Origin of the sequence: Sphingomonas sp. UYEF23 (assembly GCF_040546165.1) — a bacterium.
GTDB classification, from domain to species: Bacteria; Pseudomonadota; Alphaproteobacteria; order Sphingomonadales; family Sphingomonadaceae; genus Sphingomonas; species Sphingomonas glacialis.
In genome coordinates, this window is record NZ_JBEPNG010000006.1 from 150,118 (window position 1) to 171,444 (window position 21,327).

The window sequence follows — 21,327 nt, forward strand, 5'->3', positions numbered from 1 at the left end:
CTCCTGCCAATAATTTCTAGCGCACGTCCGCCACGGACGCCGCAGGGATCACCTCGACCGGCAACCCGATGCTGTCAAGCTGACCGCGGACCTTCGCTGCGTCACCAACGACGATCCAGACGAAGCGTTTCGGGTCGAGCGCCGCGCGTGCCGCAGCGTCAAGCTGGCCTGCGGTGAAGCCCCGATATTTTTGCGGCAGCGTCGCATAATAATCGTCGGGGCGGCGATACAGGTCGTTCGACTGCAGCGCGCCAAGCACCGCGCCCGACGTCTCGAAATTGCCCGGCAGCGAGCTGATCGCGTCGGTGATCGTGCGGTCGAACTCGTCGCTCGTGATCCCCTTGGTCGTCACGAAATCGGCGAAGTCGGTGCGCAGCGATGCGATCGATTCGCCGGTCTTGTCCGCCTGGACGCCGGTGCCGAGCAGATACGGCGTGGCGTATTGCGCGCGACGGAACGATCCGTTGACGCCGTACGACCAGTGCCGCGCCTCGCGCAGGTCCATGTTGACGCGCGACAGGAAATCCCCGCCGAGCGTGTCGTTCGCAGTTTCCAGCGGCAGCAGATCGTCGGTGCCGACGAGCGCGGTGGGTGCGCCCGCGATGATGAACGACTGCGGCGAATCGGGCCGGTCGATCAGCACGATTTTCGGCGCGGACGGCGCGGTCTTCACGCTGAAATCCTTGACGCCGGCGGGCCCGGTCGGCGTCCAGTCGCCGAAGCGCGCGTCGAACGCGGCCTTGATCTCGGCGAGCGGACGATCGCTGACAACGAAGATCTTGGCCTTGTCGGGACGGATCCAGGCTTGCTGGAAGGCGACCAGATCGTCGCGCGTCAGTGCCGCCACCGCCTTGGCGTCGCCGCTGCCGAGCGCCTTGGCGTAGGGATAGGCCGCGCCGTAGACGAGTTTGGGGAACACACGCAGCGCGAGGCCCTGCGGGCTCGTCAGCTCGGCGGAGATACGCGAGAGCTGCTGGTTCTTGAGCCGCGCGACCTCGGCCGGATCGAACTTGGGATGGCGCACGATATCGGCGAGCAATTCGGTCGACGCCGCGAGATTGGCGCTGGGCGTGAACATGCCGACGATCGTGCGGTCGGGCGCCGAACCACTGGTGATGCTCGCGCCGAGCCGCTCCTTGGCCTCCGCGATCGCGATCGAATCGCGGGTCGTCGTGCCCTCGTCGAGCATGTCGAGCGTCAGCCCCTGTGTGCCGAGCTTGCCCGGCACGTCGGCCGCGACGCCCGCGTCGAAGCTGATCGACGCCTGCGTGATCGGCACGGCGTTGCGATAGGCGTAGATGAGCTCGATGCCGTTCTTGAGCTTGGCATGCTCGACCTTGGGGAAGACCAGGCTCGACAGCGTGCCGACCGGCGGGAGCGCACCGCGCGTGCCCTTGAATTCCGGCTCGGGCGCGGCGGCGACCTTCACCGGCGGCGTCGCCTCGACATAGGCGTCGCGCGCGCCGGGGATGACGGTCAGCGCATAGACCGGGCGCGTCAGCCATTTGGCGCTCGCCGCCTTGACGCGCGCCGGCGTCTGCGCGGCGAGCTCGGCGAGCTGCTTCTTGTAGAAGCCTGGATCGTTTTCATACAGCGCGCCCTCGGCGAGCGCGACCGCCTTGCCACCGAAGCCGCCGGTCGATTCGAGCCCGGCGATCCGCCCTGCGGCGTCGCGCGTCGCGACGCGCGCGACTTCGTCGGCAGTCGGGCCGTTGGCAATGACGTCGGCGATGATCTCGTCGAGCCGCTTGGCGACGAGCGCGGGGTCGACACCAGGCCGCGCATCGGCGCTGACCACGAACATGCCGACTTGCGCGAAGCTCTCATTGTTCGCCGAGACGCGCACCGCGAGCTTTTCCTTGCGCACCAGCGCATTGTCGAGCCGGCTGCTCGACAGCCCGCCGAGCACGCCCGCCGCCACATCGAGCGCGACCGCGTCGGGGTTGTTGATGCCGGGTACCGCCCACATCCGGTAGATCCGCGTATTGGCGACGCGATCCTTCATCACCTCGCTTTTCGGCGCGGCGAGCGTGGGGACATCGGCGGTCGGGACGACGCTTTCGGGCCCCTTGGGGATCGCACCGAAATATTTGGTGACGAGCGTCTTGGCGGTCGCGGCGTCGACATCGCCCGACAGGACGAGCACGGCGTTGTTCGGCCCGTAATGCCCGCGGAACCAGTTCTTCACATCCTCGACGCTCGCCGAATCGAGATCCGCCATCGCGCCGATCGTGGTGTGGCCATACGGATGCGTGGCGGGGAACAGCGCTTCGGTCTGCTTGTACTGGACCAGGCCGTAGGGCTGGTTGTCGCCCTGGCGCTTCTCGTTCTGGACGACGCCGCGCTGCTCGTCGACGACGGCGGGGGTGATCGCGCCGAGCAGATAGCCCATCCGGTCGCTTTCGAGGAACAGCGCACGGTCGAGCGCCGCGACCGGCACCGTCTCGAAATAATTGGTGCGGTCGAAATAGGTCGTGCCGTTGAGATCGGTCGCGCCCATCGCCTTGGTATAGGTGAAATAGTCCTTCGGCGCGTTCTCGCTGCCGTTGAACATCAGATGCTCGAACAGATGCGCGAAGCCGGTCTTGCCCTTGGGCTCGAACTTCGAGCCGACATTGTACCACACCGACACCGCGACGACGGGCGCCTTGCGGTCGGTGTTGACGATGACGCGCAGGCCGTTGGGCAGGCGGAATTCGCTATAGGGGATGTCGACCTGCTTCACGAGGTCCGCCACCGGAACGGGCTTCGGCGCGGTTTGCGCGAGCGCCGGCGTGACGAAGGTTGCGAGCGCTACACCAGAGAGCGCGAGCAGCTTGACGGTCATGGAAATCCCCTGGGAATGGCGTCTGAAAGATGAACTGTAGTGTGAGGCTATAGCAGCCGTATTGCCCTGGCAACGCGTCTCTTTTGAGCGCCTCCCCTTCAGGGGAGGCGCTTTAGGGCCGGTATACGCGCTCGACATTCTTCCGCAGATCGTCGCGCCAGAACAGCACCGGCTTGAACCGGTGCGCCGCGAACAATGGCGCCTGGTCGGCATAATGCGGCGATTCGGGCCGCGTCGTCGCCGCGCCGTAGGGCTGGATCGACTCCGACGCGACGCGCCCGGCCTTGTCCCACGCCATCACCATGACAAAGCTGTCGCCATGCTTGACGACCAGCCGCCCGTCATCGGCTTCGTCCCACGTCGAGGCCGCGCGCAGCACATCGGGGGCGCCATCGAGTGGCAGATCGGCGCTCCCGTGGCGCAACCGCAGCAGCGTGCCGAGCGGCGGATCGAGCGTGCCGAAATGCGTCTGCAGATATGCCGCGGCCTTGGCCAGCGCGTCGCGCGGGTCGAGCTCGGGGCGGCGCTGGTAATGCCATTTCTGCCCCGTCCGCAGCAGGATCGCGGCGAGCGCCTGGCCACTGTGATGGCCGTCGAAATCCCAGTTCCAGCCGCGCAGCAGGCCAATCGCTTGCTTCAGCTGCGCATCGCCCTTTGGATCGATGCGCGCGACATCGCCATACCATTTCGCGGCCCAGCTCAGCTTGCTGACGCCGGTGTCGAACTTGATCCGCAGCAGATCCTCGGCCGAGATCGACGGATCGGCGCCCAGGAGCTCGACCGCGCGTGTACCGCGATTGGTCGTGTCGGTCTCGATCCCGAGCAGCGGGGAATAGTCGCCCGGCTTGAGCTCCGACCCAGCCCCCGCCGCCTGGAACGGCGTGTTGTTGGCATTGGCGAGAAAGCCCGATGCGGGGTTCACGTTGCGCGGCACTTGCGCGAACGGCACCGTGCCGGCCGCAAGATCGCGCGAGGTATCGCCGCGCAGGAGGTGGCGATAATCGAACCCCGGCTTCCGGTTGGGGAAGCTGGCATTGTAGACATAGGCAATGTTGCCCGCGGCATCGCCATAGAGGAAATTGGTCGCGGGAACGCCCTGGAGCGCCAGCGCCTTCTGCCACTCGCCGAAATCGCGCGCGCGCGTCAGGCGGTAATATTCCTCGACCATGCGGAGTTGGTCGGCACCGGCATAACGGATCGCGAACGCGCCGCTCTTGTTGACGATCACCGGCCCCTGCACCGCGCGATAGACCATCTTCGGGATCGGCAGCACGAACGGCCCGAAGCGCACCTTGAGCCACACGCGCCGCGCCTCGAGCGGAAGCCACTTGCCGTCGAAGCGATACTCGGTGCCCGCTTGATTGCGCACGAGCTTGTAGACGTCGGTCAGGTCGGGCCGGTTGACGGTGTTGGTCCACCCCAGATGTTCGTTATGCCCGAGCACCGGGAACGGCACGCCGGGGAAGGTCGCGCCCGAGAAATGCCAGCCAGTGCCCGATTGCACGCTGAGTTCGTACCACGCGACTGGCCCGCTCCACGGCTGGTGCGAGTTCGAGATCGCGCGCGTGAAACCGTCGGCCGAGCGTTTCGGCGCGACGACGAAGGCGTTCGAGCCATTGGGCATCGCTTCGCCGGTGGCGGGGAGCGCGGTCGGATCCGGGCTGTCGGGCACGGCCCCCGCGGTCTCGGCCGGCAGCGGCTTGTCGCCCGACAGCGCACCGAGCGTCTGGTCGAGCCCGAAGAAGAACGGCGTGCGCAGCACGAAACCCGTCGCGATATCCTCGCCATTCGCCGGGAACAGTCGCGCGAGCCGGATCTCGCCGGGATGCCGCCGCGCATAGGCGTTGAGCCCGCTGGCATAGGCATCGAGCAAGGCGCGCACATCGGCGGGCTGCTTGTCGTAATCGCGCTGCGCGGTCTCGCGCGCGCCGAGTAAGGCGAGCGTGTAATCGACCTTGGCGCCGTCCGCGCCGGTCATCGCGCCGAGCCGCCCGCGCGCCATCGCGACCGCCTCCTGCAGCGTTGCGAAATCGTCCTCGGCATGGGCATAGGCGACACCGTAGGCGACATCGGGATCGGTCTTGCCGAAGATGTGCGGCACGCCGAAGCGATCCCGCGCGATCACGCTGTCGTAAGGGCGCTCGGCCGGTGCGACGACGCGCGCCGCGGTGAACGGCTCCCACACCGCCAACGCAATTGCGGCGCCGAGCAGCACCACCGCCAGCCATACCGCCCCGGATCGTATCGTCCGCATTCGGATCCCCTCTCGGGGCGAATAGAGCAGCCTTCGGGGGATTAGGCTAGACGTGCTTGCGCGCCACCGACCAAATGAAGCTGTCATACCAGAAATGCAGCAGCGAGCAGGCGATGAACGGCGCCAGGAACACGCGCACGCTCCCCGTCATCGCCGCCGCATAGGCCAGGCCGAACAGGATGCAACCGCCCCAGAAATACAGCATCGTGCGGCCCTGCCGCCCGCCCGACGCCTGCGTCATCCGCCCGCCCTCCTTCACCCAGACGAGCGCGAAATATTGCACCGCATGATAGAGATTGATCACCGCCAGCGCGACGATCGGCGGCGTGAAGCCCCAGGCGAGGATCGACACCGCGCCCGTCGAGACGAGCGTCGCGACCTTGTGGGCGGGGAGGCGATACCCAGCGCGCATCGCCTGCCGATAGTCGAGGATCGCCCACACCAACACGATCGCATAAGCGAGCAGCGCGGCGGCGCGGATGCCGGTATTGTAGCCGGCAAGCACGCCCGGCACGCTGGCCAACGTGGCCAGCGCGGTATGGTCGAACTTCGCAAAACTCTGGAGATGCGTCGCGAGCGCGGCTCCCGCCGCGAGCGGGCCGACATAGAGCAAGGTGTTGAGCCGCAAATCGGTCTTGCGCAGCAGCTCGGGCGGATTGCCCGCCTTCATGTCGTAGATCCGCGCGAAGCCGAAATTCTGCATCGCCGAGTGGTAGACATCCCAGAACACCGCCAACACGCTCGCCGCGACCAAAGCGATCGGCGAGAGGAACAGCGTCGCGATCAACGCGATCGGCGCGACTGTCAGCTTGCCGCGATGCGCCGCGAACACCGTGCGATTGCCATAGGCGCGCGGGACGACGGCGACGAGATGCGCCCAAGTCGTGATCGCGATCACCGCGAACATGCCCTTGATCGCGACCGACGCGGCGTCGTGCGGTGCCGCCAGCGCCCAGCCGTCGAGCCACAGCTCGACCGCGAGGAATGCGACGAGCGGCGCGCCCCAGAACACCAGCGCATCACGGCGTGGCCCGAGGATCGCGCGCGACGGGTCGGACAGCGAGCCGGGTGCCGGTGCTGCGGCGGTCCAGCGCAGAGTGTCATAGTGCGTTGCCACGGTATCCCCGGATTGCCTGCGGTTTCGGCGCGATCCTATGGCAGTCAGGGTTAATATCGTATTCGCGTCCCGGAGCGAATGGAGGGCAGCCCGATCTTGCGACCTGCCCTCCTCCTTTGGCTTAGAAGCCTGCCTTGATCGTCACGAAATACTGCGCGGGCGCGCCCGCCAGCAGCGTCTGGTTGTCGCCCTTATAGCCAAAGCCGTTCGATCCGATCGTCGCGACATATTTTTTGTCGAACAGATTGGTCGCGTTCGCCTGGATCTCGAACTTGCGATCGGCGATCGTGACGCGCGCGCCGATCGTCGCATCGACCAGCACGCGGCCGGGCACCGACTGGTCGTTGGTGTAGGTGAAGTAGCGGCGGCTCATATAATCCGCCCCGACGCGGCCGAAGAAGATGCCCTTGTCGTAGGTCAGCTCGCCCTTGATCAGGTGTTTGGGCGTGTCGACCGTCTGCTTGCCGCGGATCGCCTGCACCACGCCGCCGACGGTCACATTGTCGCGATAGGTCGAGTCGTTGTAGCTGTACGAGCCATAAACCCCGAAGCCGTAGCCGAGCTTCGCCTCGAGCGCGGTCTCGAGCCCGTAGGCCCGCACCGAACCGACGTTCGACAGGATCGGCGGGTTGCCGACGATCCCGGCGCCGACGCTCTGCGCGAGCGTGCGGTTCGAGAAATCGACGTAATAGCCCGCGAGCAACGCGGTCACGCCGCGATAGTGGTATCGCCCGCCGAGCTCGAACGTGTCCGACGATTCGGGCTTGAGCTTGTTGGTGGTGAGCAGCGCATTGAACCCCGCCTGCGTCGTCGCGAACGGCCCGCTTGTCGCGGCGGAAACGAACGCACGCTTCACTTGCGTGAAATCGCCGAACAGTTCGAACGCATCGCCGATCCTGTAATTGAGCCCGGCGTGCGGCTGGAAGAAGTCCTTGACCTGGATTCGCCCCGAGGCGAGCCCGCCCGACACGATCGGCGTCGCTTTATTGGTGACGGCAAACCCCTTCCAGCCGAGATCGATCGTCAGATCGCCGAGCGCGATCTTGTCCTGCACGTAATATTGGACGGTGTCGGTCTGGTAGGTGTTGTACCACTGCGTCGCGAACGGAAGGTATTGGAAGTCGCGCGCGCTGCGGCTCGGCGCGGTGCGGCTGTCGAGCGCGTAGAAGCGGCGCGCCTGGCGGAAGTCGTTGACTTCGTACCAGCCGCCGACGGTGATGTCGTTGAAGCCGAGCTTGGTGCCGAGCGAACCGAACACGCCCTTGCGGTGGATGTCATATTCGGTCGTGCGCACCGAGATCGGCACGCCCGACGGCGACGGGACATACGGCGTGAACCACAGGCCCTGGCCGTGATTGGCGTGATAATAGGCCTTCAATTCACCGTGGACGGTCGCGTCCTTGGCGGTCTCGACGCCGAGCGAGGCGAGGTAATCCTGACGCAACCCGGCCGCGTCGAAATAGGCGTCGTCGGCATTGGCATAGGGTGCGGGCGTGACCGACCCTGCCGCCGGGTTAAGCTTCGGCGCGCCGGTATAGCCGCTGTTCGCGCCGGTATCGGCGATCAGCACCGCGAGCGGGAAATTGTTGGCGATATTGTCGACGCGGTAGCCGAGCCGCTTGATCATATCGAGCGACAGATCCTGATAGTCCTGCTCGCGGCGATCCGAATAGTTGAAGGTGCCTACGAGCCGTACCGCACCGACCGGCGCGACGAACTTGGCGTTGACCTGGTTCTGCCGCTGGACGCCAAAGCCCTTCCACTTGTCGGTATCGAGGAAGCCGTACGAGACATAGGCGCTCGGCCCATTGTCGCCGAGCACGCCGGTGTCGAACCGCCCGAACGCGCGCACGGTGTTCGCGCTGCCATAGCTGCCGTTGAGCGTCAGCGCGGTGGTCGGCTTGGGATCGCTCGAGAAAAATTCGATCGTCCCGCCGAGATTGTTGGTCGCCTGCGCGCCGATCGAGCCCGATCCCTGCGATACCAAGGTCCGCCCGATATTCTCCGACGAGAGCGCGCGGCTGATGTGCAACCCGTTGGTGTTGCCATACGATCCGTCGCCGAGCGGGATGCCGTCGAGCGTGAAGCCGATCTGGTTCTGGTTGAAGCTGCGGATCGAGACGCGCTGCGACCATTCGTACGCGCCGAACGCATCAGCCGACTGGAAGTTGACGTTGGGCAGCTTGGCGATGGCTTTCAGCGGGCTGGTGCCCGGCGCGAGAATCGCGATGTCGGCTTGCCCCAATTGCTGGACCTGCCGCGTCTGGCCCTTGCCGACGATGATGATGTCGTTGCCGGCATCATCCGCAACCGGCTCGGCCTCGGGTGCCGGCGCGGCGGGTGCCGGCGTCGGCGCGAGCGCGCCATCGCGCGCGGACGCGGACGCGGACGCGGACGCGGACGCGGACGCGGACGCGGACGCGGACGCGGCCAGTGGCCAGGAAAGGGCGGCGCCCGCAAGCAGGCAAAGCGTGAAACGACGCATGATAGGATCCCCGATTTGATCGTTTGTGGGGCACTACTCCCCGCGCCCTGCCGCGGTGCCTAGCCATGCTGCGTTGCCGAAATGCGTAGATTCCGTGGCACGCCGATGACGGTCTTTACAGCTAGACGTGTTTTGAGAGATCGCGCCGGCACGGCCCCTTGTGTTGCATAAGTGCAACACTACATCGATTGGCAAGAAGGAGGGACACTTCCCAATGAACATCGAGAAATTCACCGACCGCGCCAAGGGCTTCCTGCAATCGGCGCAGACCGTCGCGATCCGCATGAGCCACCAGCGGATCGCGCCCGAACATGTGTTGAAGGCGTTGCTCGAGGACGAGCAGGGCATGGCGTCCGGGCTGATTACCGCCGCCGGCGGCGACCCCAAACGCGCGCTGAGCGAGACCGATCTCGCGCTCGCGAAGATCCCCGCAGTGTCGGGTAGCGGCGCGCAAACGACGCCGGGGCTCGATAACGACGCGGTGCGCGTGCTCGACCAGGCCGAGCAGATCGCGACCAAATCGGGCGACAGTTTCGTGACGGTCGAACGACTGCTCGTCGCGCTCGCGCTGTCGCTCAACACCGTCGCCGGCAAGGCGCTGAAGACCGCGGGCGTCACCCCGGAGGCGCTCAATGCCGCGATCGAGCACGTGCGCAACGGCCGCGTCGCCGACAGCGCGGGGGCCGAGGACAAGTTCGACGCGCTCAAGAAGTTCGCGCGCGACCTGACGCAGGCGGCGCGCGACGGCAAGCTCGACCCCGTCATCGGCCGCGACGAGGAGATCCGCCGCACGATCCAGATCCTCGCGCGCCGCACCAAGAACAACCCGGTGCTGATCGGCGAACCCGGCGTCGGCAAGACCGCGATCGCCGAGGGGCTCGCGTTGCGCATCGCAAATGGCGACGTTCCGGACACGCTGAAAGACCGCAAGCTGATGTCGCTCGACATGGGCTCGCTGATCGCGGGCGCGAAATATCGTGGCGAGTTCGAGGAGCGGCTCAAGGGCGTGCTCGACGAAGTGAAGGCTGCCGAGGGCGACATCGTCCTGTTCATCGACGAGATGCACCAGCTGATCGGCGCAGGGAAATCCGAAGGCGCGATGGATGCGGGCAATCTGCTCAAGCCAGCGCTCGCGCGCGGCGAGCTGCACTGCGTCGGCGCTACCACGCTCGATGAGTATCGCAAATATGTCGAGAAGGACGCCGCGCTCCAGCGCCGCTTCCAGCCGGTGTTCGTCGGCGAGCCGACCGTGCCCGACACGATCTCGATCCTGCGTGGGCTCAAGGAAAAGTACGAGCTGCACCACGGCGTGCGGATCACCGATGCGGCGATCGTCGCGGCGGCGACCTTGTCGAACCGCTACATCACCGACCGCTTCCTCCCCGACAAGGCGATCGATCTGATGGACGAGGCCGCGAGCCGGATCCGCATGGAAGTCGAGAGCAAGCCCGAGGAGATCGAGATCCTCGATCGGCGGATCATCCAGCTCAAGATCGAACGCGAGGCGCTGAAGCGCGAGAGCGACGAAGCGTCACGCGACCGGCTGGTCAAGCTCGACGGCGAGCTCGCCAATCTCGAGCAGCAATCGAGCGAGCTGACCACACGCTGGCAGGGCGAGAAGGACAAGATCTCGGCCGAGGCCAAGCTCAAGGAACAGATCGATGCCGCGCGGCTCGAGCTCGAGCAGGCGCAACGGGCCGGCGACCTCGCCAAGGCGGGCGAGCTGTCCTACGGGCGCATCCCCGATCTGCAGCGCCAGCTCGATGCCGCGGCGGGCGCGACCAAGGGCGCCATGCTGCGCGAGGAGGTGACCGCCGAGGACATCGCGGGCGTCGTCGCGCGCTGGACCGGGATCCCGGTCGAGCGGATGCTCGAGGGCGAGCGCGACAAGTTGCTCGCGATGGAAGCGACGATTGGCAAGCGCGTGATCGGCCAGCAGAACGCGATCCGCGCGGTGTCGACCGCAGTGCGGCGGGCGCGCGCGGGGCTGCAGGATCCGAACCGGCCGCTCGGCTCGTTCCTGTTCCTCGGGCCGACGGGCGTCGGCAAGACCGAGCTGACCAAGGCGCTCGCCGAATTCCTGTTCGACGATCCAACCGCGATGGTTCGCATCGACATGAGCGAGTTCATGGAGAAACATGCGGTCGCGCGGCTGATCGGTGCGCCTCCCGGCTATGTCGGCTATGAGGAAGGTGGCGTGCTGACAGAGGCGGTACGGCGCCGGCCGTACCAGGTCGTGCTGTTCGACGAGGTCGAGAAGGCCCACGGCGATGTCTTCAACATCCTGTTGCAGGTGCTCGATGACGGGCGGCTGACCGACGGCCAGGGCCGCACGGTCGACTTCACCAACACGATCATCGTGCTGACTTCGAACCTCGGCAGCCAGGTGCTGACAACGCTTGGCGAAGGCGAGGATGTTGCGAGCGTCGAACCGCAAGTGATGGAGATCGTCCGCGCGCACTTCCGGCCCGAATTCCTCAACCGGCTCGACGAGATCGTGTTGTTCCACCGGCTCGGCCAGGCCGAAATGGCGCCGATCGTCGATATCCAGGTCAAGCGGATCGCGACGTTGCTGGCCGAACGCAAGGTCGAGCTCGATCTCACCGATGCTGCCCGGCTGTGGCTCGGCCGGGTCGGCTATGACCCGGTGTACGGCGCACGGCCGCTGAAGCGCGCGGTGCAGCGCTATCTGCAGGATCCGCTCGCCGACCTGATCCTGCGCGGGAGCGTGCACGACGGCGCGACGGTGCGGGTCGACGAGGGCGACGGCAAGCTCGAGCTGGCGGTCGAGTAAGCCGCCTGCCTTTGGCGAGACCGACAAAAAACGGGCGACCGCGAGGCCGCCCCTTTTCCCGTTCGCGCAAAGTGCGATCTTACAGCTTGAACTTTGCCCCTGCCAGGAAGCGACGGCCGTAAATGCCCTCGCCCGACTGGACCGGGTTGTACAGATACCCGCCATAGGTGACCGGATCGATCGACGGCAGGCGATCGAACAGGTTGATCGCATTGACGTAGAAGGTCATCCGGTCGTTGACCTTGACGCTCGTGTTGAGGTCGAAGGTGATATAGCTCTTCACGCGGCAGCCGGTGTACGCCGGCGACGGTGCCAGGCCGCAATCCTTATAGCCCGTGCCCTGGTCTTCCGCCGAGAGATCATAGCCCGACGTATAGTTGACGGTGCCGGTCAGCGCGACCGGACCTGCCTCGAAGGTGTTCTGCCAGTTGCCGTGCCAACGATACGTGCCCGAACCCGCGGTCAGGTTGAAGTTGCCGAGCGTGTCGACATACGTTTCGGAGTGGCCATCGGGGAAGCTCGTGCTGAGCTCGATCTGCATCGTCGCGTCGAGGTTGCTGGTCCAAGTGATCCCGTGGAAGCGGACGCGGCTGTTGATGCCGAAGTCGATACCCGACGACTTGATCGTGTTGGCGTTCACCAGCGCCGATGCAACGTAGAGCACTCGCGGCTTGGCATTCGGGAAGGCGGGGTCCGCCGCGTCCGGCGTGATGGTGAAGCCAGCCGGGATCGCTGCACCCGAATAATACGCGTTGAGCGCGTCGCCCGACGTCAGCGAGGTGATCGCATTGGTCTTCTTGATGTTGAAGTAATCGACCGTCAGCGTCACGTTGCGGATCGGCTCGAACACCACGCCGCCGGTGAAGCTGCGCGACCGCTCGGGCTTCAGATTGGGCGAGGCGAGCGTGGTCGCACCATAGCTTCCCGAACGCAGATAGGTCGGGCACGCGGTGCTGAAGGTCGCGGTCGTGCAGTTATACTGCGCGAGGTAGGCGTTGTTGAACAGGCCTGCCGAGTTCGTGACATAGCCGGTGGTCGGCAACGCATTGGCTTCTGCAAAGCTCGGGATGCGGAAACCGCGCGACCAGGTGCCGCGAATTGTCAGCTGCTTGAACGGCGTGAACTTCGCGCCGACCTTCGGCGAGAAAGCGCCCTGGCCGGTCGAGTAATGGTCGTACCGTCCCGAAGCGTTGACCGTGAACTGGTCGACGATCGGTGCGTTCAACTCGGCGAAGCCCGAGGTGACGGTCCGGTGACCGCTGGTGCCGAACGCATTGATCGTGAAGTAACGCTGAGTCGGGCCGTTAATGTCCGAGTTTGCGCTCGGCGAGTCGACGGCTTCGTAATAGACCGACGCACCCGCGCCGAGCTCGAGCGGACCGCCCGGAAGCTGGAACAGCGCCTTATTCACGCTTGCCTGCGCCTGATACAGATCCGAGCTCGAATCGGTGGTGTTGGTCGGCGTCAGATAGTTGCGAACCGCCTGGCTGTTCGCCGCGGGGTTGGCGAAATTGTAGGTGCCGTCCGCGACGACATCGAGCAGATGCTGGATGTAGACATAGCCGTCCTGCTTGCGCCGCAAGTCGGTATGCATCGCGGTCAGGTCGAGGCGATAGTCCCAATCGCCGAACACCGTGCCGTGGATGCCCGCCGCGGCGCGATACACACGGTAGCGCGTCTCGTCGCGCATGACGGTGTCAGGCAGCGTGCCGATCACCTGTGCGGTGCGGCCCGAGGCGGCATAGGGGTTGTTCGGGTTGAACGTGCCGTTGGCCGCGGTGCAGTTGACGCGTGCCGCGCAGACGAACACCGGCAGCGTCAGCGCACCCGAACCCGCCGCATAGGAGGCAGCGTTCGAGCGGGTCGAGTATGGCTGGAAGAAGATGCCGGCCGGAGCGTTCGCGTAGATCTGCGACGGGTTTCCGGTGTAGCTGCTGCGCGTCTGCAGGAAGTTGAACTCGGCATAGGCTTCGGAAGTGCTGCCGACCTTGGCGGTAAACTTGGCCGACCCGCCGAAGCGATCGATGTTCGGGGCGACGACGCCATATTGGTTGATCGCGTCGGTCCCGCAGACCGTCGAGGGTACGATCCCGCCGACGGTGTTGGTCGACGGCGTCCCGTTGGCACAGCCATTGCCCAGCAGCGAATATTGCGTGCCGCCGGTCGGCCGTACGTAAAGGTTGGAACCGGCCGTGGTCGCACCGAAATTGTCGCCGCTGACGATATCGTTCGGGCCGCCGATGCCGCTCTGGTTCGACGAGTTGAACGGCGCGCGCAGGTCGCTGTTGCGGACTTGGCCGCTGTGATAATAAAAGCCGCTGATATAGGCGTTATAGCCCTTCTCGTTCAGATCGCCCGTGCCCGCGGTGAGCGACAGACGCTGGCTCGGCGCAGTGCCGTCCTGCGAGATGCCGGCCTCGGCGCGGCCCGAAACACCCTGGATGCTGCGCTTGGTGATGATGTTGACCACGCCCGCGATCGCGTCGGCGCCATAGCTCGACGAGGCGCCGTCCTTGAGCACTTCGATCCGGTCGACGATGTCGTCGGGGATGGTGTTGAGATCGACGAAGTTGCGCGTCGCGTCGTCGGCCAGCGGATAATAGGCGGCGCGCAGGCCGTCGATCAGCACCAGCGTCGAGCTGCTCGACAAGCCGCGCAGCGACACGGCCGATGCGCCACCGGCGAAAGCGCCGTTCGCGGTGAACGAGTTGGTGAGCGCCGGGCCGTTGTTCGACGACAGCCGCTGGATACCGTCCTGCACCGTCTGGATGCCGCGCTGGTCGAGGCTTTCCACCGAAAGCGTCGTGACGGGCGACGGCGTCACCGCCTGGCGGAACAGCGAACCGGTGACGACGATGTCCTTGCCGCCATTGTCTTCCGGCGCAGCCTGTGTGGGCGCGGGCGCTACGGGAGCGGGAGCGGGCGCCTGATCCTGGGCGAAAGCCGGGACGGCGAGCGAAAGGAGGACGGCGGACGATGCAGCACTGGCCAGCAGCCGGGTCCTACGCGCGATAAAGGTCGTGTCAGTCACATGCGATTCCTTGCTGAACGCACGCCCCGCGATCGCTCGCGGTGCTGCGTAGATGGCAAGTCTCGTAACCGAACATGTGCTCGGCCCCCCGAGACATGGCGATTGATTGGCGGCGCGCCGGGTCGCTGTAAATACGCGAAACGAATCGATGATAACTTCTGCAACGACCTGTAACCGCGCTGCAACATTGCATCCGGACCGGCCATATCGGCCTGTAACTGGGCGATTTAAGAAAGATTCGGGGTCTTTTGCGTGCATCCCCGCACAGATTGCGTCGTGACGGTGCTGGCTCGTCCGCGGCCGCTAAACGCTCCCGCGCGCACCGATCGAGCGCTCAATCGGCGACCGTCAACCGTGGATGATCGGGCCGCAACGGCGGTTCGAAATCCTCGCGCCGCCAGATCGCGTTCGCGGGCTCCTCGGGGTCGGGCCGCGCGAAATCGAGATAGCCGAAATAGGTCAGGATCACGCGTTCGGCGGTGTCGACGATCGCGGTGCGGCCGTGCAGGAAACGGGTATTGTCAAGCATCAGCAGATCGCCCGGATCCCATTCGATCTCGGCGCTGAGCCGATCGCCCGTCGCCTTGATCGCCTGCAACCACTCCTCGGGCACCGGATGGCCGTCGTCGAGCACCGGATGGTCGGCGCGCCCGTGGTTGAAGCGCGAGAACAGCAGGAAATTGCCGAACGCCGGCGCAGTGTTGAACATCGGAATGTGTAGCGCCGGCCGGCTGAACACGCGCAAGATCCCCGCATCGGGATAGCGCCGGAAATAATAGGGACAGCCGGGCGGCGGGGACGCGAGTTGCGCGTCGCTCGGCTCGGGCGTGCCGAGCCAATAGTCGAGCAGCGCCGGCCATGTCGGCTTGATGTAGAGCAGGCGCCGCGTGGCGAGCGCGCGGCGCACGGGCTCGGGCAGTTCGCGGGCGAGCGCGACGCCGTCGCAGATCGTCGTGCGCCCGCCCGATCGCGGCGCGACGATGCAGCCGAAAAACGCGACATCGGGCTTCCACGGCTCGCGCGACAGTTCGGGATGGAGCGCGAACGCGCCGTTTCCGGCATCGACCGTGAAGACGTTCGCCGCAGGATCGACCGGCTGACGCCCGGGGCTTTCATTGACCACCGAGGTTGCGCAGAACTGTTTAGCGAAGGTCCCGAAGCCGGCGACATCGACGCCGAAGCCGCGAAACAGCAGCGCGCCATGCGCCTTGTAGAGCGCGATGAGCTGCGCCCGGTCGAGTTCGAAGATCGAGGTTTCGCCGGTCGCTTCGATCACGACGTGCGGCTGGTGAAGCGCGGGCAAATGAATGGCGGCCATGGCCTACCGGGGATAGCCGCCATCACGCCTGCGCGCTACAGCGAAGCGTGGCCTTGACCTTCGACGATCTCTTCGGCTCGCCCGATCATTTCCTGCAGGCGTTCGAGCAGGACCATGCGGTGTTCGTGCCGATGGACCGCACCGCCTATCATCGTTCGATCTTTCTCGATCACCGGATTTCGCCGGCGGCGGCGCAGCGCATGGCATTGCCGCTCGCCGATCTGATGCCGCGCGCGCGGGGCGCCGCGCCGACCGCGTGGATCTTCCACATGGCGCATTGCGGATCGACCTTGCTCGCGCGCGCGCTCGACGATCCGGCCGCCAGCCTGGTGCTGCGCGAGCCGCTCGCGCTGCGGCAGAGCGCGATCCAGCGCGACCCTGCCCGGCTCGCGCTGGTGCTGGCGATGCTCGGCAAGCGCTATCGCGGTGATGCGCCGACGCTGGTGAAGGCGAACGTGCCGGTCAATTTCCTGCTGCCCCAGATCGCCGCGGCACAGCGCGACGCGCCCGCGATCCTGCTCTATCTCCCGCTGCGCGCGTATCTGCTCGCGATCCTGCGCGACGACAATCACCGCGGCTGGCTGCGCCACGTGACGACGCAACTGGCGCCCTATCTCGGGGACTGGTCGGCGCTGAGCGATGCCGAGCGCGGTGCCGCCTTATGGCTCGCGCAGGTCGAGGCGTTCACCACCGCGCTGTCGGCAATGCCCAATGCCCGCACGCTCGATGCCGAAACGCTGTTCGATGCGCCGCTCCCGACGCTGCGCGCCGCCGCGGCGCAGTTCGGCGTGCCGATCGCGCCACAGACGCTCGAGACGGTCGTCGCGGGCCCGCTCTTTTCGACCTATTCGAAAAATCCGAGCGTCGCGTTCGATAATGCGGCGCGGCGCACCCGCGCGGCCGAGGTTGCCGCCGCGATCGCGCCCGAACTCGACTTGGCGGAAGCCTATGTCGCACGCCACGCGGCGACCGCGGCCCCCGACGCCGCGCTTCTCGCCGCAGCGCTCAGTCGCTGACGCCGAGCGCGGACTGACCCGCGACGTCGGTCTCGGCAGCGACCGCGTAGAAGCGGCGCAACAGCTCGCGCTCGGTTTCGGTGATATACGGGTTCCACACGTCGAAGATCAGGATCGCGCGCATCTGGTCCGAGCGATTCCACGCCTCATGCTCGATCGTGTCGTCGAACACCCACGCCTCGCCCGCGCGGCAGTCGCGCTCCTCGCCGCCGACGCGGAAGCTGCAGCCGGGCGGCACGATCAACGGCAGATGGACGATCGAGCGAACGTTGCTAACCCCGGTATGCGCCGGCAGATGCGCGCCCGGCTGGAGCAGCGAGAAGAACACCGTCGGCGTGCGGCCCGGCAGATCGGACAGCGGCAATGCCGCGATCGCTTCCGCCGTACGCGGCGCGCGCGCGCAGGCAGCGTCGTCGCGCACGCCGTCCTTCCACAAATGCAGCGCCCCCCATTGCAGCGAATGATCGAGCGCCGACCATTTGTTCTGCGGCGTCCCCGGCGGCATCGCGACATAGGGGCGGATCGCCTGGGCATCCTCGGCAAGGATCGCCTCGAGCTCGGCGCGGATCATGTCGGTCTTGGCCTCGATCTCGGCGAGCCACGGGAAATGCGCACGCGCGAAATATTCCTCGGCCGGAAGGAAGGGAAAGTGCATCCCGGCACAGACGTTCGCATAGATCGCGCGCCGCCCGAGCGCATGATCGATACACGCATCGGCGCGTCGACGCTCCGCCACCGGGATCGCCTCGCGCACAGCGGCGAGCCCGTGGTCGATGGTATCCCCGAACGCCGCGCGCTGCCCGCGAACGAAGGCACGCGCATGGTCGAACATCAACTCGAGCGCCGGGCTGCGCTCCTCGATCGAGGCTTCCATCGCGAGCACGCTGCCCCAGCGATCGGCGGCACTGGCGACATCCCCCTGGCGCTCGCGCAGTTCCGCCATCCGCACCAGCGCCATGAAGTGCCGCTGGTCGATCGCCAGCGCGCCTTCGAGCGCGGCGGCCTCGGCCGCGTCGTCGCGCTGCTCGCGGCGCGCGCGCGCGAGGTTCATCCACAATTCGGGGGCAAGCGCGTCGGCGGCGATCGCGCGCTCGAAATAGGCCGCGGCCTCTCCCGGACGCGATAGCGCCAAGGCATGCATTCCCAGCGCGTTGAGCGCCAGCGGATGCTCGCCGGCCTGTGCCAGCACGTCGCGAAACAGGCCCGCGGCGATTTCAGGCCGTCCGGCGCGCCGCTCCTGGACCGCCGCCTGAAGCATCCGCTGAATATCCGCATCGTCCATGCCACCTGCATATCGGCGTCGAACCGACTAGACAACGCGCGCGCGGCTGCACAAACAGGCGCAATGACGCCGGCCACCTTGTCGGGCGGCCCGCAAGGCCAGCCGGGATCGATCGCCGAAGCGGTGCGCGATGCGAGCTGGCTCGCGCATCGCTACGATCCCGGCCACGACGCCGTGCATTTCGTGCCGGTGCCGCGCGCCGAGCACCGCCGCGCGACCTTCCTCACCGACGAGTATTTGCCCGCTGGCCTCGCCCCGCTCGTCGTACGCCGCGCCGACGCGATCGCCGCCGCACCGACGGCCGCGCCGATCCACTTCCTGTTTCACTCGGCCTTCTGCTGTTCGACGCTGCTGGCGCGCGCGCTCGATCACCCCGGCTGGGCGATGGGGCTGAAAGAGCCGGTCATCCTCAACGACATCATCGGCTGGCGCCGCCGCGGCGGCCAAGGGCCCGACATGGCGGAGGTGCTCGACGATGTGCTGACCTTGCTGGCGCGTCCGTTCGAGCCGGGCGAAGCGGTGTTCGTCAAGCCGTCGACCGCGGTCAACGCGCTGGCCCCTGCCCTGCTGACGCTGCGCGGCGATGCCTGTGCGGTGCTGCTCTATGCGCCACTGCGCACCTATCTCGGCTCGATCGCGCGCAAGGGTTTGGACGGGCGGCTCTGGGTGCGCACGCTGCTGACCGGAATGCTCGACGACGGGCTCGTCAATCTCGGCTTTGGTCCGCGCGACTATCTCGGGCTGACCGACCTGCAGGTCGCAGCTGTCGGATGGCTCGCGCACCAGCAGCTCTTCGCGCGTCTGGTCGCGCAATTCGGGCCGGCGCGGGTGCGCACGCTCGACAGCGCCACGTTGATGGCGGATCCGTCGGCTGTGCTCGCGAGTCTGGCTGCGCTGACGCAGCGCGCGATCGATCCGGTGACGCTCGCGGCGATGGCGCACGGACCGGCCTTCACCACCCATTCCAAATCCGGCGCGGCGTTCGATTCACGCGATCGTGCCGCCGAGCTGGCCCGCGGTGATATGCTCCATGCCGATGAAATCGAGAAAGTCGCGATCTGGGCGGAAGCGGTCGCGGCGGCAAACGCGATCGCGTTGATCGCCCCGGCGGGCTTGCTTGACTAGGCGCTCAGCAATTCCCGCTGATGCCCTGATTGCCGCAGACACCGGATGTGAGACCGCTCGCGCGGATTCTTTCGCGGTCGATGTCCCATTCGCGCCGCGTCTTGCACACCTTCTGGCTTCCGACCAGCGAGCCGGTCACCGGAAATTCCCGGCAAACGCGCTTCTCGGGCGCGGTGGCGGCCGTCTTCGTCGCTTGCGCGGGCGTTGGCTGCGGATCGGGAGCCGTCAGCGATAGCAAGAGCAGGATCAGCATGACGTCCTCACAGCATAACAGCATATGGCGATGTGCCTGCGTAACGATACGGATTATGGCGGACTAATGTCAAAGCGAAACACGCAGAACCGCCGTCCGCCGATCGCACCTCGATCGCAAAGATCGCAGATCGATCAAGCGCTTGCAGCGGGCGATGTCGTGAACGCCGCAAGGCTCGCCGAACGCGAGCTCGCGGCGGGGCGCGCCGATCCGCTCGTGCTCAACCTCGCCGCATGGCGTAAGGAGGAAGCCGGCGATTTCGCAGCGGCACACGCGTTGCTCCGCCAAGCGCTGACGCTCAGCCCGGGCGACGTTGCGATCCTCGGCTCGATCGGCGCGGTGCTGCGCAAACAGGGGTTCCTCGAAGACGCGCTCGCGGTGCTCGATGGCGTCGTTGCGGCCGAACCGCGCCATTCGGCGGCGTGGCTCGAACGTGGCTATGTGCTCGATGCACTGCGGAACGATGCCGCGGCGACCGACAGCTATCACCACGCGCTCGCGCTCGATCCGACGCTGTCGCCGGCGCTCGGCAAGCTGAGCGACGCCGCCGCGCGGCGCGGCGATGCTGGGAGCGCGCAAAGCTATGCACAGCGCGCGCTGGCGCTCAACCCGCACGAGCCGTCGGCGATCTTCGCGCTCGCGCTGCTGGCGGTCGAAGCGCGTGACGGCGCAAGTTCCGAGGCCTTGCTGCGCCCCTTGCTCGAGACGCCGCTCGCGCTCGACGATCGCACGCGGACGCTGACCTTGCTCGGCGACGCGCTCGACCGGCTCGACCGCCCCGCCGAAGCGTTCGACGCGTATCGTGCAGCGCAAGCCACCTTTCGCGAGGCGTATCGCGAACAGCTCGCGCCGGCGGTGGACCGTCCGTCGCACCGCTCCTTCATCGATTCGATCCGCGCGCAGGTTGCCGCGACCGGCTCAATCGCGGCGCTGCCCGCCGACGAGCGCGTCGCGGGTGCCGCCGCGACGCACGTCTTCCTGCTGGGCTATCCGCGGTCGGGAACGACGTTGATCGAGAATGTGCTGGCGAGCGCGACCGATGTCGTCGCGCTCGAGGAACGCGACACGCTGGTCGATATCGACGCCGTGCTGCTTGCCAATGACGGCACGATGCCCGACCTCGATACGCTCGACCCCGCGCTGCTGCTCGATTTGCGGACGCGCTATTGGGCGCGCGTCGCAGCGCTCGCCGAAACATCTGTCGCGGGCAAGGTGCTCGTCGACATGAACCCGTTCAACGGGATCAAGCTGCCGATCCTCGCGCGGCTGTTCCCGCAGGCGCGCTTTGTCGTGATGCGCCGCGACCCGCGCGACGTCGTCCTGAGCTGTTTCCGCGTCAATTTCACGCCCGGTGCGGGTGCGTGGGCGTTCAGCGATCTCGAAGAGACCGCGCGGCATTATGATTCGCTGATGCGGCTGATCGACCTTGTGCGCGAGACGCTGCCGATCGCGACGCATGACGTCCGTTACGATCGACTGGTCGGGGAGTTCGAACCCACCGTCCGCGCGCTGGCCGAGTTCATCGGGATCGCCTGGACCGAGGATTTCGCAGCGTTCGCCAGCACGGCGAGGAACCGCGGCGTCCGCACCGCGAGCGAGACGCAAGTGCGCAAGGGGCTCTACAATGGCGGTGGCCAGTGGCGGCGCTATGCCGACCAGCTCGGCCCGGTCCTGCCAATCCTCGCGCCGTGGATCGAGCGCTTCGGCAGCGGCGACTAGGCCCGGCGGCGGCGCGCGCGTGCCGCCGCCTTGCCTACGAAGTCCACGGTCTCAAAGCATCCCCCGCGAGCGCTGCACGCATACAAAAAGGGGCGAGCCTTGCGGC

Annotated in this window: 12 protein-coding genes; 4 read left to right on the forward strand and 8 right to left on the reverse strand. The window is 66.6% G+C overall.

The annotated features are described in order from the left end of the window. Positions 1–16: 16 nt before the first annotated feature. The 4 genes from ABIB28_RS12690 to ABIB28_RS12705 form a co-directional block, all read right to left on the reverse strand. The gene (locus tag ABIB28_RS12690) at positions 17–2,827 is read right to left on the reverse strand and encodes a M16 family metallopeptidase (RefSeq protein WP_354288456.1); all 2,811 of its coding nucleotides are present in this window, start codon (positions 2,825–2,827) and stop codon (positions 17–19) included. A 112-nt stretch (positions 2,828–2,939) separates the two neighbouring features. Next, positions 2,940–5,081: a penicillin acylase family protein gene (locus ABIB28_RS12695; RefSeq protein WP_354288457.1), complete on the reverse strand. Its 2,142-nt coding sequence runs from the start codon at positions 5,079–5,081 to the stop codon at positions 2,940–2,942. A gap of 46 nt (positions 5,082–5,127) precedes the next feature. Further along, on the reverse strand, positions 5,128–6,198 hold the full coding sequence (locus ABIB28_RS12700) for a hypothetical protein (RefSeq protein ID WP_354288458.1): 1,071 nt from the start codon (positions 6,196–6,198) through the stop codon (positions 5,128–5,130). Positions 6,199–6,319: 121 nt separating this feature from the next. Further along, on the reverse strand, positions 6,320–8,683 hold the full coding sequence (locus tag ABIB28_RS12705) for a TonB-dependent receptor (RefSeq protein WP_354288459.1): 2,364 nt from the start codon (positions 8,681–8,683) through the stop codon (positions 6,320–6,322). Positions 8,684–8,897: 214 nt separating this feature from the next. On the opposite strand from ABIB28_RS12705, the gene clpB reads away from it, so the two are divergent. Next, the gene (gene clpB, locus ABIB28_RS12710) at positions 8,898–11,477 is read left to right on the forward strand and encodes an ATP-dependent chaperone ClpB (protein WP_354288460.1); all 2,580 of its coding nucleotides are present in this window, start codon (positions 8,898–8,900) and stop codon (positions 11,475–11,477) included. A gap of 79 nt (positions 11,478–11,556) precedes the next feature. On the opposite strand, the gene ABIB28_RS12715 is transcribed toward clpB, so the two are convergent. Beyond that, the gene (locus ABIB28_RS12715; RefSeq protein ID WP_354288461.1) at positions 11,557–14,508 is read right to left on the reverse strand and encodes a TonB-dependent receptor domain-containing protein; all 2,952 of its coding nucleotides are present in this window, start codon (positions 14,506–14,508) and stop codon (positions 11,557–11,559) included. Positions 14,509–14,842: 334 nt separating this feature from the next. Further along, positions 14,843–15,826 carry a TauD/TfdA family dioxygenase gene (locus ABIB28_RS12720; protein WP_354288462.1) on the reverse strand — a complete coding sequence of 328 codons (984 nt, stop codon included), beginning with the start codon at positions 15,824–15,826 and terminating at the stop codon, positions 14,843–14,845. Positions 15,827–15,873: 47 nt separating this feature from the next. Here ABIB28_RS12720 and ABIB28_RS12725 point away from each other — a divergent pair, with 47 nt between their 5' ends. Continuing rightward, positions 15,874–16,842 (forward strand): hypothetical protein, encoded by a 969-nt coding sequence (locus ABIB28_RS12725; RefSeq protein ID WP_354288464.1) that lies wholly within the window; start codon positions 15,874–15,876, stop codon positions 16,840–16,842. Here the strand turns inward: ABIB28_RS12725 and ABIB28_RS12730 are convergent. After that, the gene (locus ABIB28_RS12730) at positions 16,832–18,124 is read right to left on the reverse strand and encodes an aspartyl/asparaginyl beta-hydroxylase domain-containing protein (RefSeq protein ID WP_354288465.1); all 1,293 of its coding nucleotides are present in this window, start codon (positions 18,122–18,124) and stop codon (positions 16,832–16,834) included. The genes ABIB28_RS12725 and ABIB28_RS12730 overlap by 11 nt on opposite strands. A 63-nt stretch (positions 18,125–18,187) precedes the next feature. Here ABIB28_RS12730 and ABIB28_RS12735 point away from each other — a divergent pair, with 63 nt between their 5' ends. Further along, a complete protein-coding gene (locus ABIB28_RS12735; protein ID WP_354288466.1) occupies positions 18,188–19,249 on the forward strand; it encodes a hypothetical protein in 1,062 nt (353 codons plus the stop codon). 4 nt (positions 19,250–19,253) lie between these two features. Here ABIB28_RS12735 and ABIB28_RS12740 read toward each other — a convergent pair whose 3' ends face one another. After that, the gene (locus ABIB28_RS12740; RefSeq protein ID WP_133190821.1) at positions 19,254–19,502 is read right to left on the reverse strand and encodes a hypothetical protein; all 249 of its coding nucleotides are present in this window, start codon (positions 19,500–19,502) and stop codon (positions 19,254–19,256) included. 159 nt (positions 19,503–19,661) lie between these two features. Between ABIB28_RS12740 and ABIB28_RS12745 the strand changes: the two genes are divergently transcribed. Beyond that, positions 19,662–21,221, forward strand: coding sequence for a tetratricopeptide repeat-containing sulfotransferase family protein (locus tag ABIB28_RS12745; protein WP_354288467.1), 1,560 nt, complete (start codon positions 19,662–19,664; stop codon positions 21,219–21,221). The last annotated feature ends 106 nt before the right edge of the window (positions 21,222–21,327 follow it).

What these genes read in the sequence shown, in the direction of transcription:
- ABIB28_RS12690 (WP_354288456.1), bottom strand. Translation starts at nt 2,827, where the DNA reads ATGACCGTCAAGCTGCTCGCGCTCTCTGGTGTAGCGCTCGCAACCTTC.
- ABIB28_RS12695 (WP_354288457.1), bottom strand. Translation starts at nt 5,081, where the DNA reads ATGCGGACGATACGATCCGGGGCGGTATGGCTGGCGGTGGTGCTGCTC.
- ABIB28_RS12705 (WP_354288459.1), bottom strand. Translation starts at nt 8,683, where the DNA reads ATGCGTCGTTTCACGCTTTGCCTGCTTGCGGGCGCCGCCCTTTCCTGG.
- clpB (WP_354288460.1), top strand. Translation starts at nt 8,898, where the DNA reads ATGAACATCGAGAAATTCACCGACCGCGCCAAGGGCTTCCTGCAATCG.
- ABIB28_RS12720 (WP_354288462.1), bottom strand. Translation starts at nt 15,826, where the DNA reads ATGGCCGCCATTCATTTGCCCGCGCTTCACCAGCCGCACGTCGTGATC.
- ABIB28_RS12730 (WP_354288465.1), bottom strand. Translation starts at nt 18,124, where the DNA reads ATGGACGATGCGGATATTCAGCGGATGCTTCAGGCGGCGGTCCAGGAG.
- ABIB28_RS12735 (WP_354288466.1), top strand. Translation starts at nt 18,188, where the DNA reads ATGACGCCGGCCACCTTGTCGGGCGGCCCGCAAGGCCAGCCGGGATCG.
- ABIB28_RS12740 (WP_133190821.1), bottom strand. Translation starts at nt 19,502, where the DNA reads ATGCTGATCCTGCTCTTGCTATCGCTGACGGCTCCCGATCCGCAGCCA.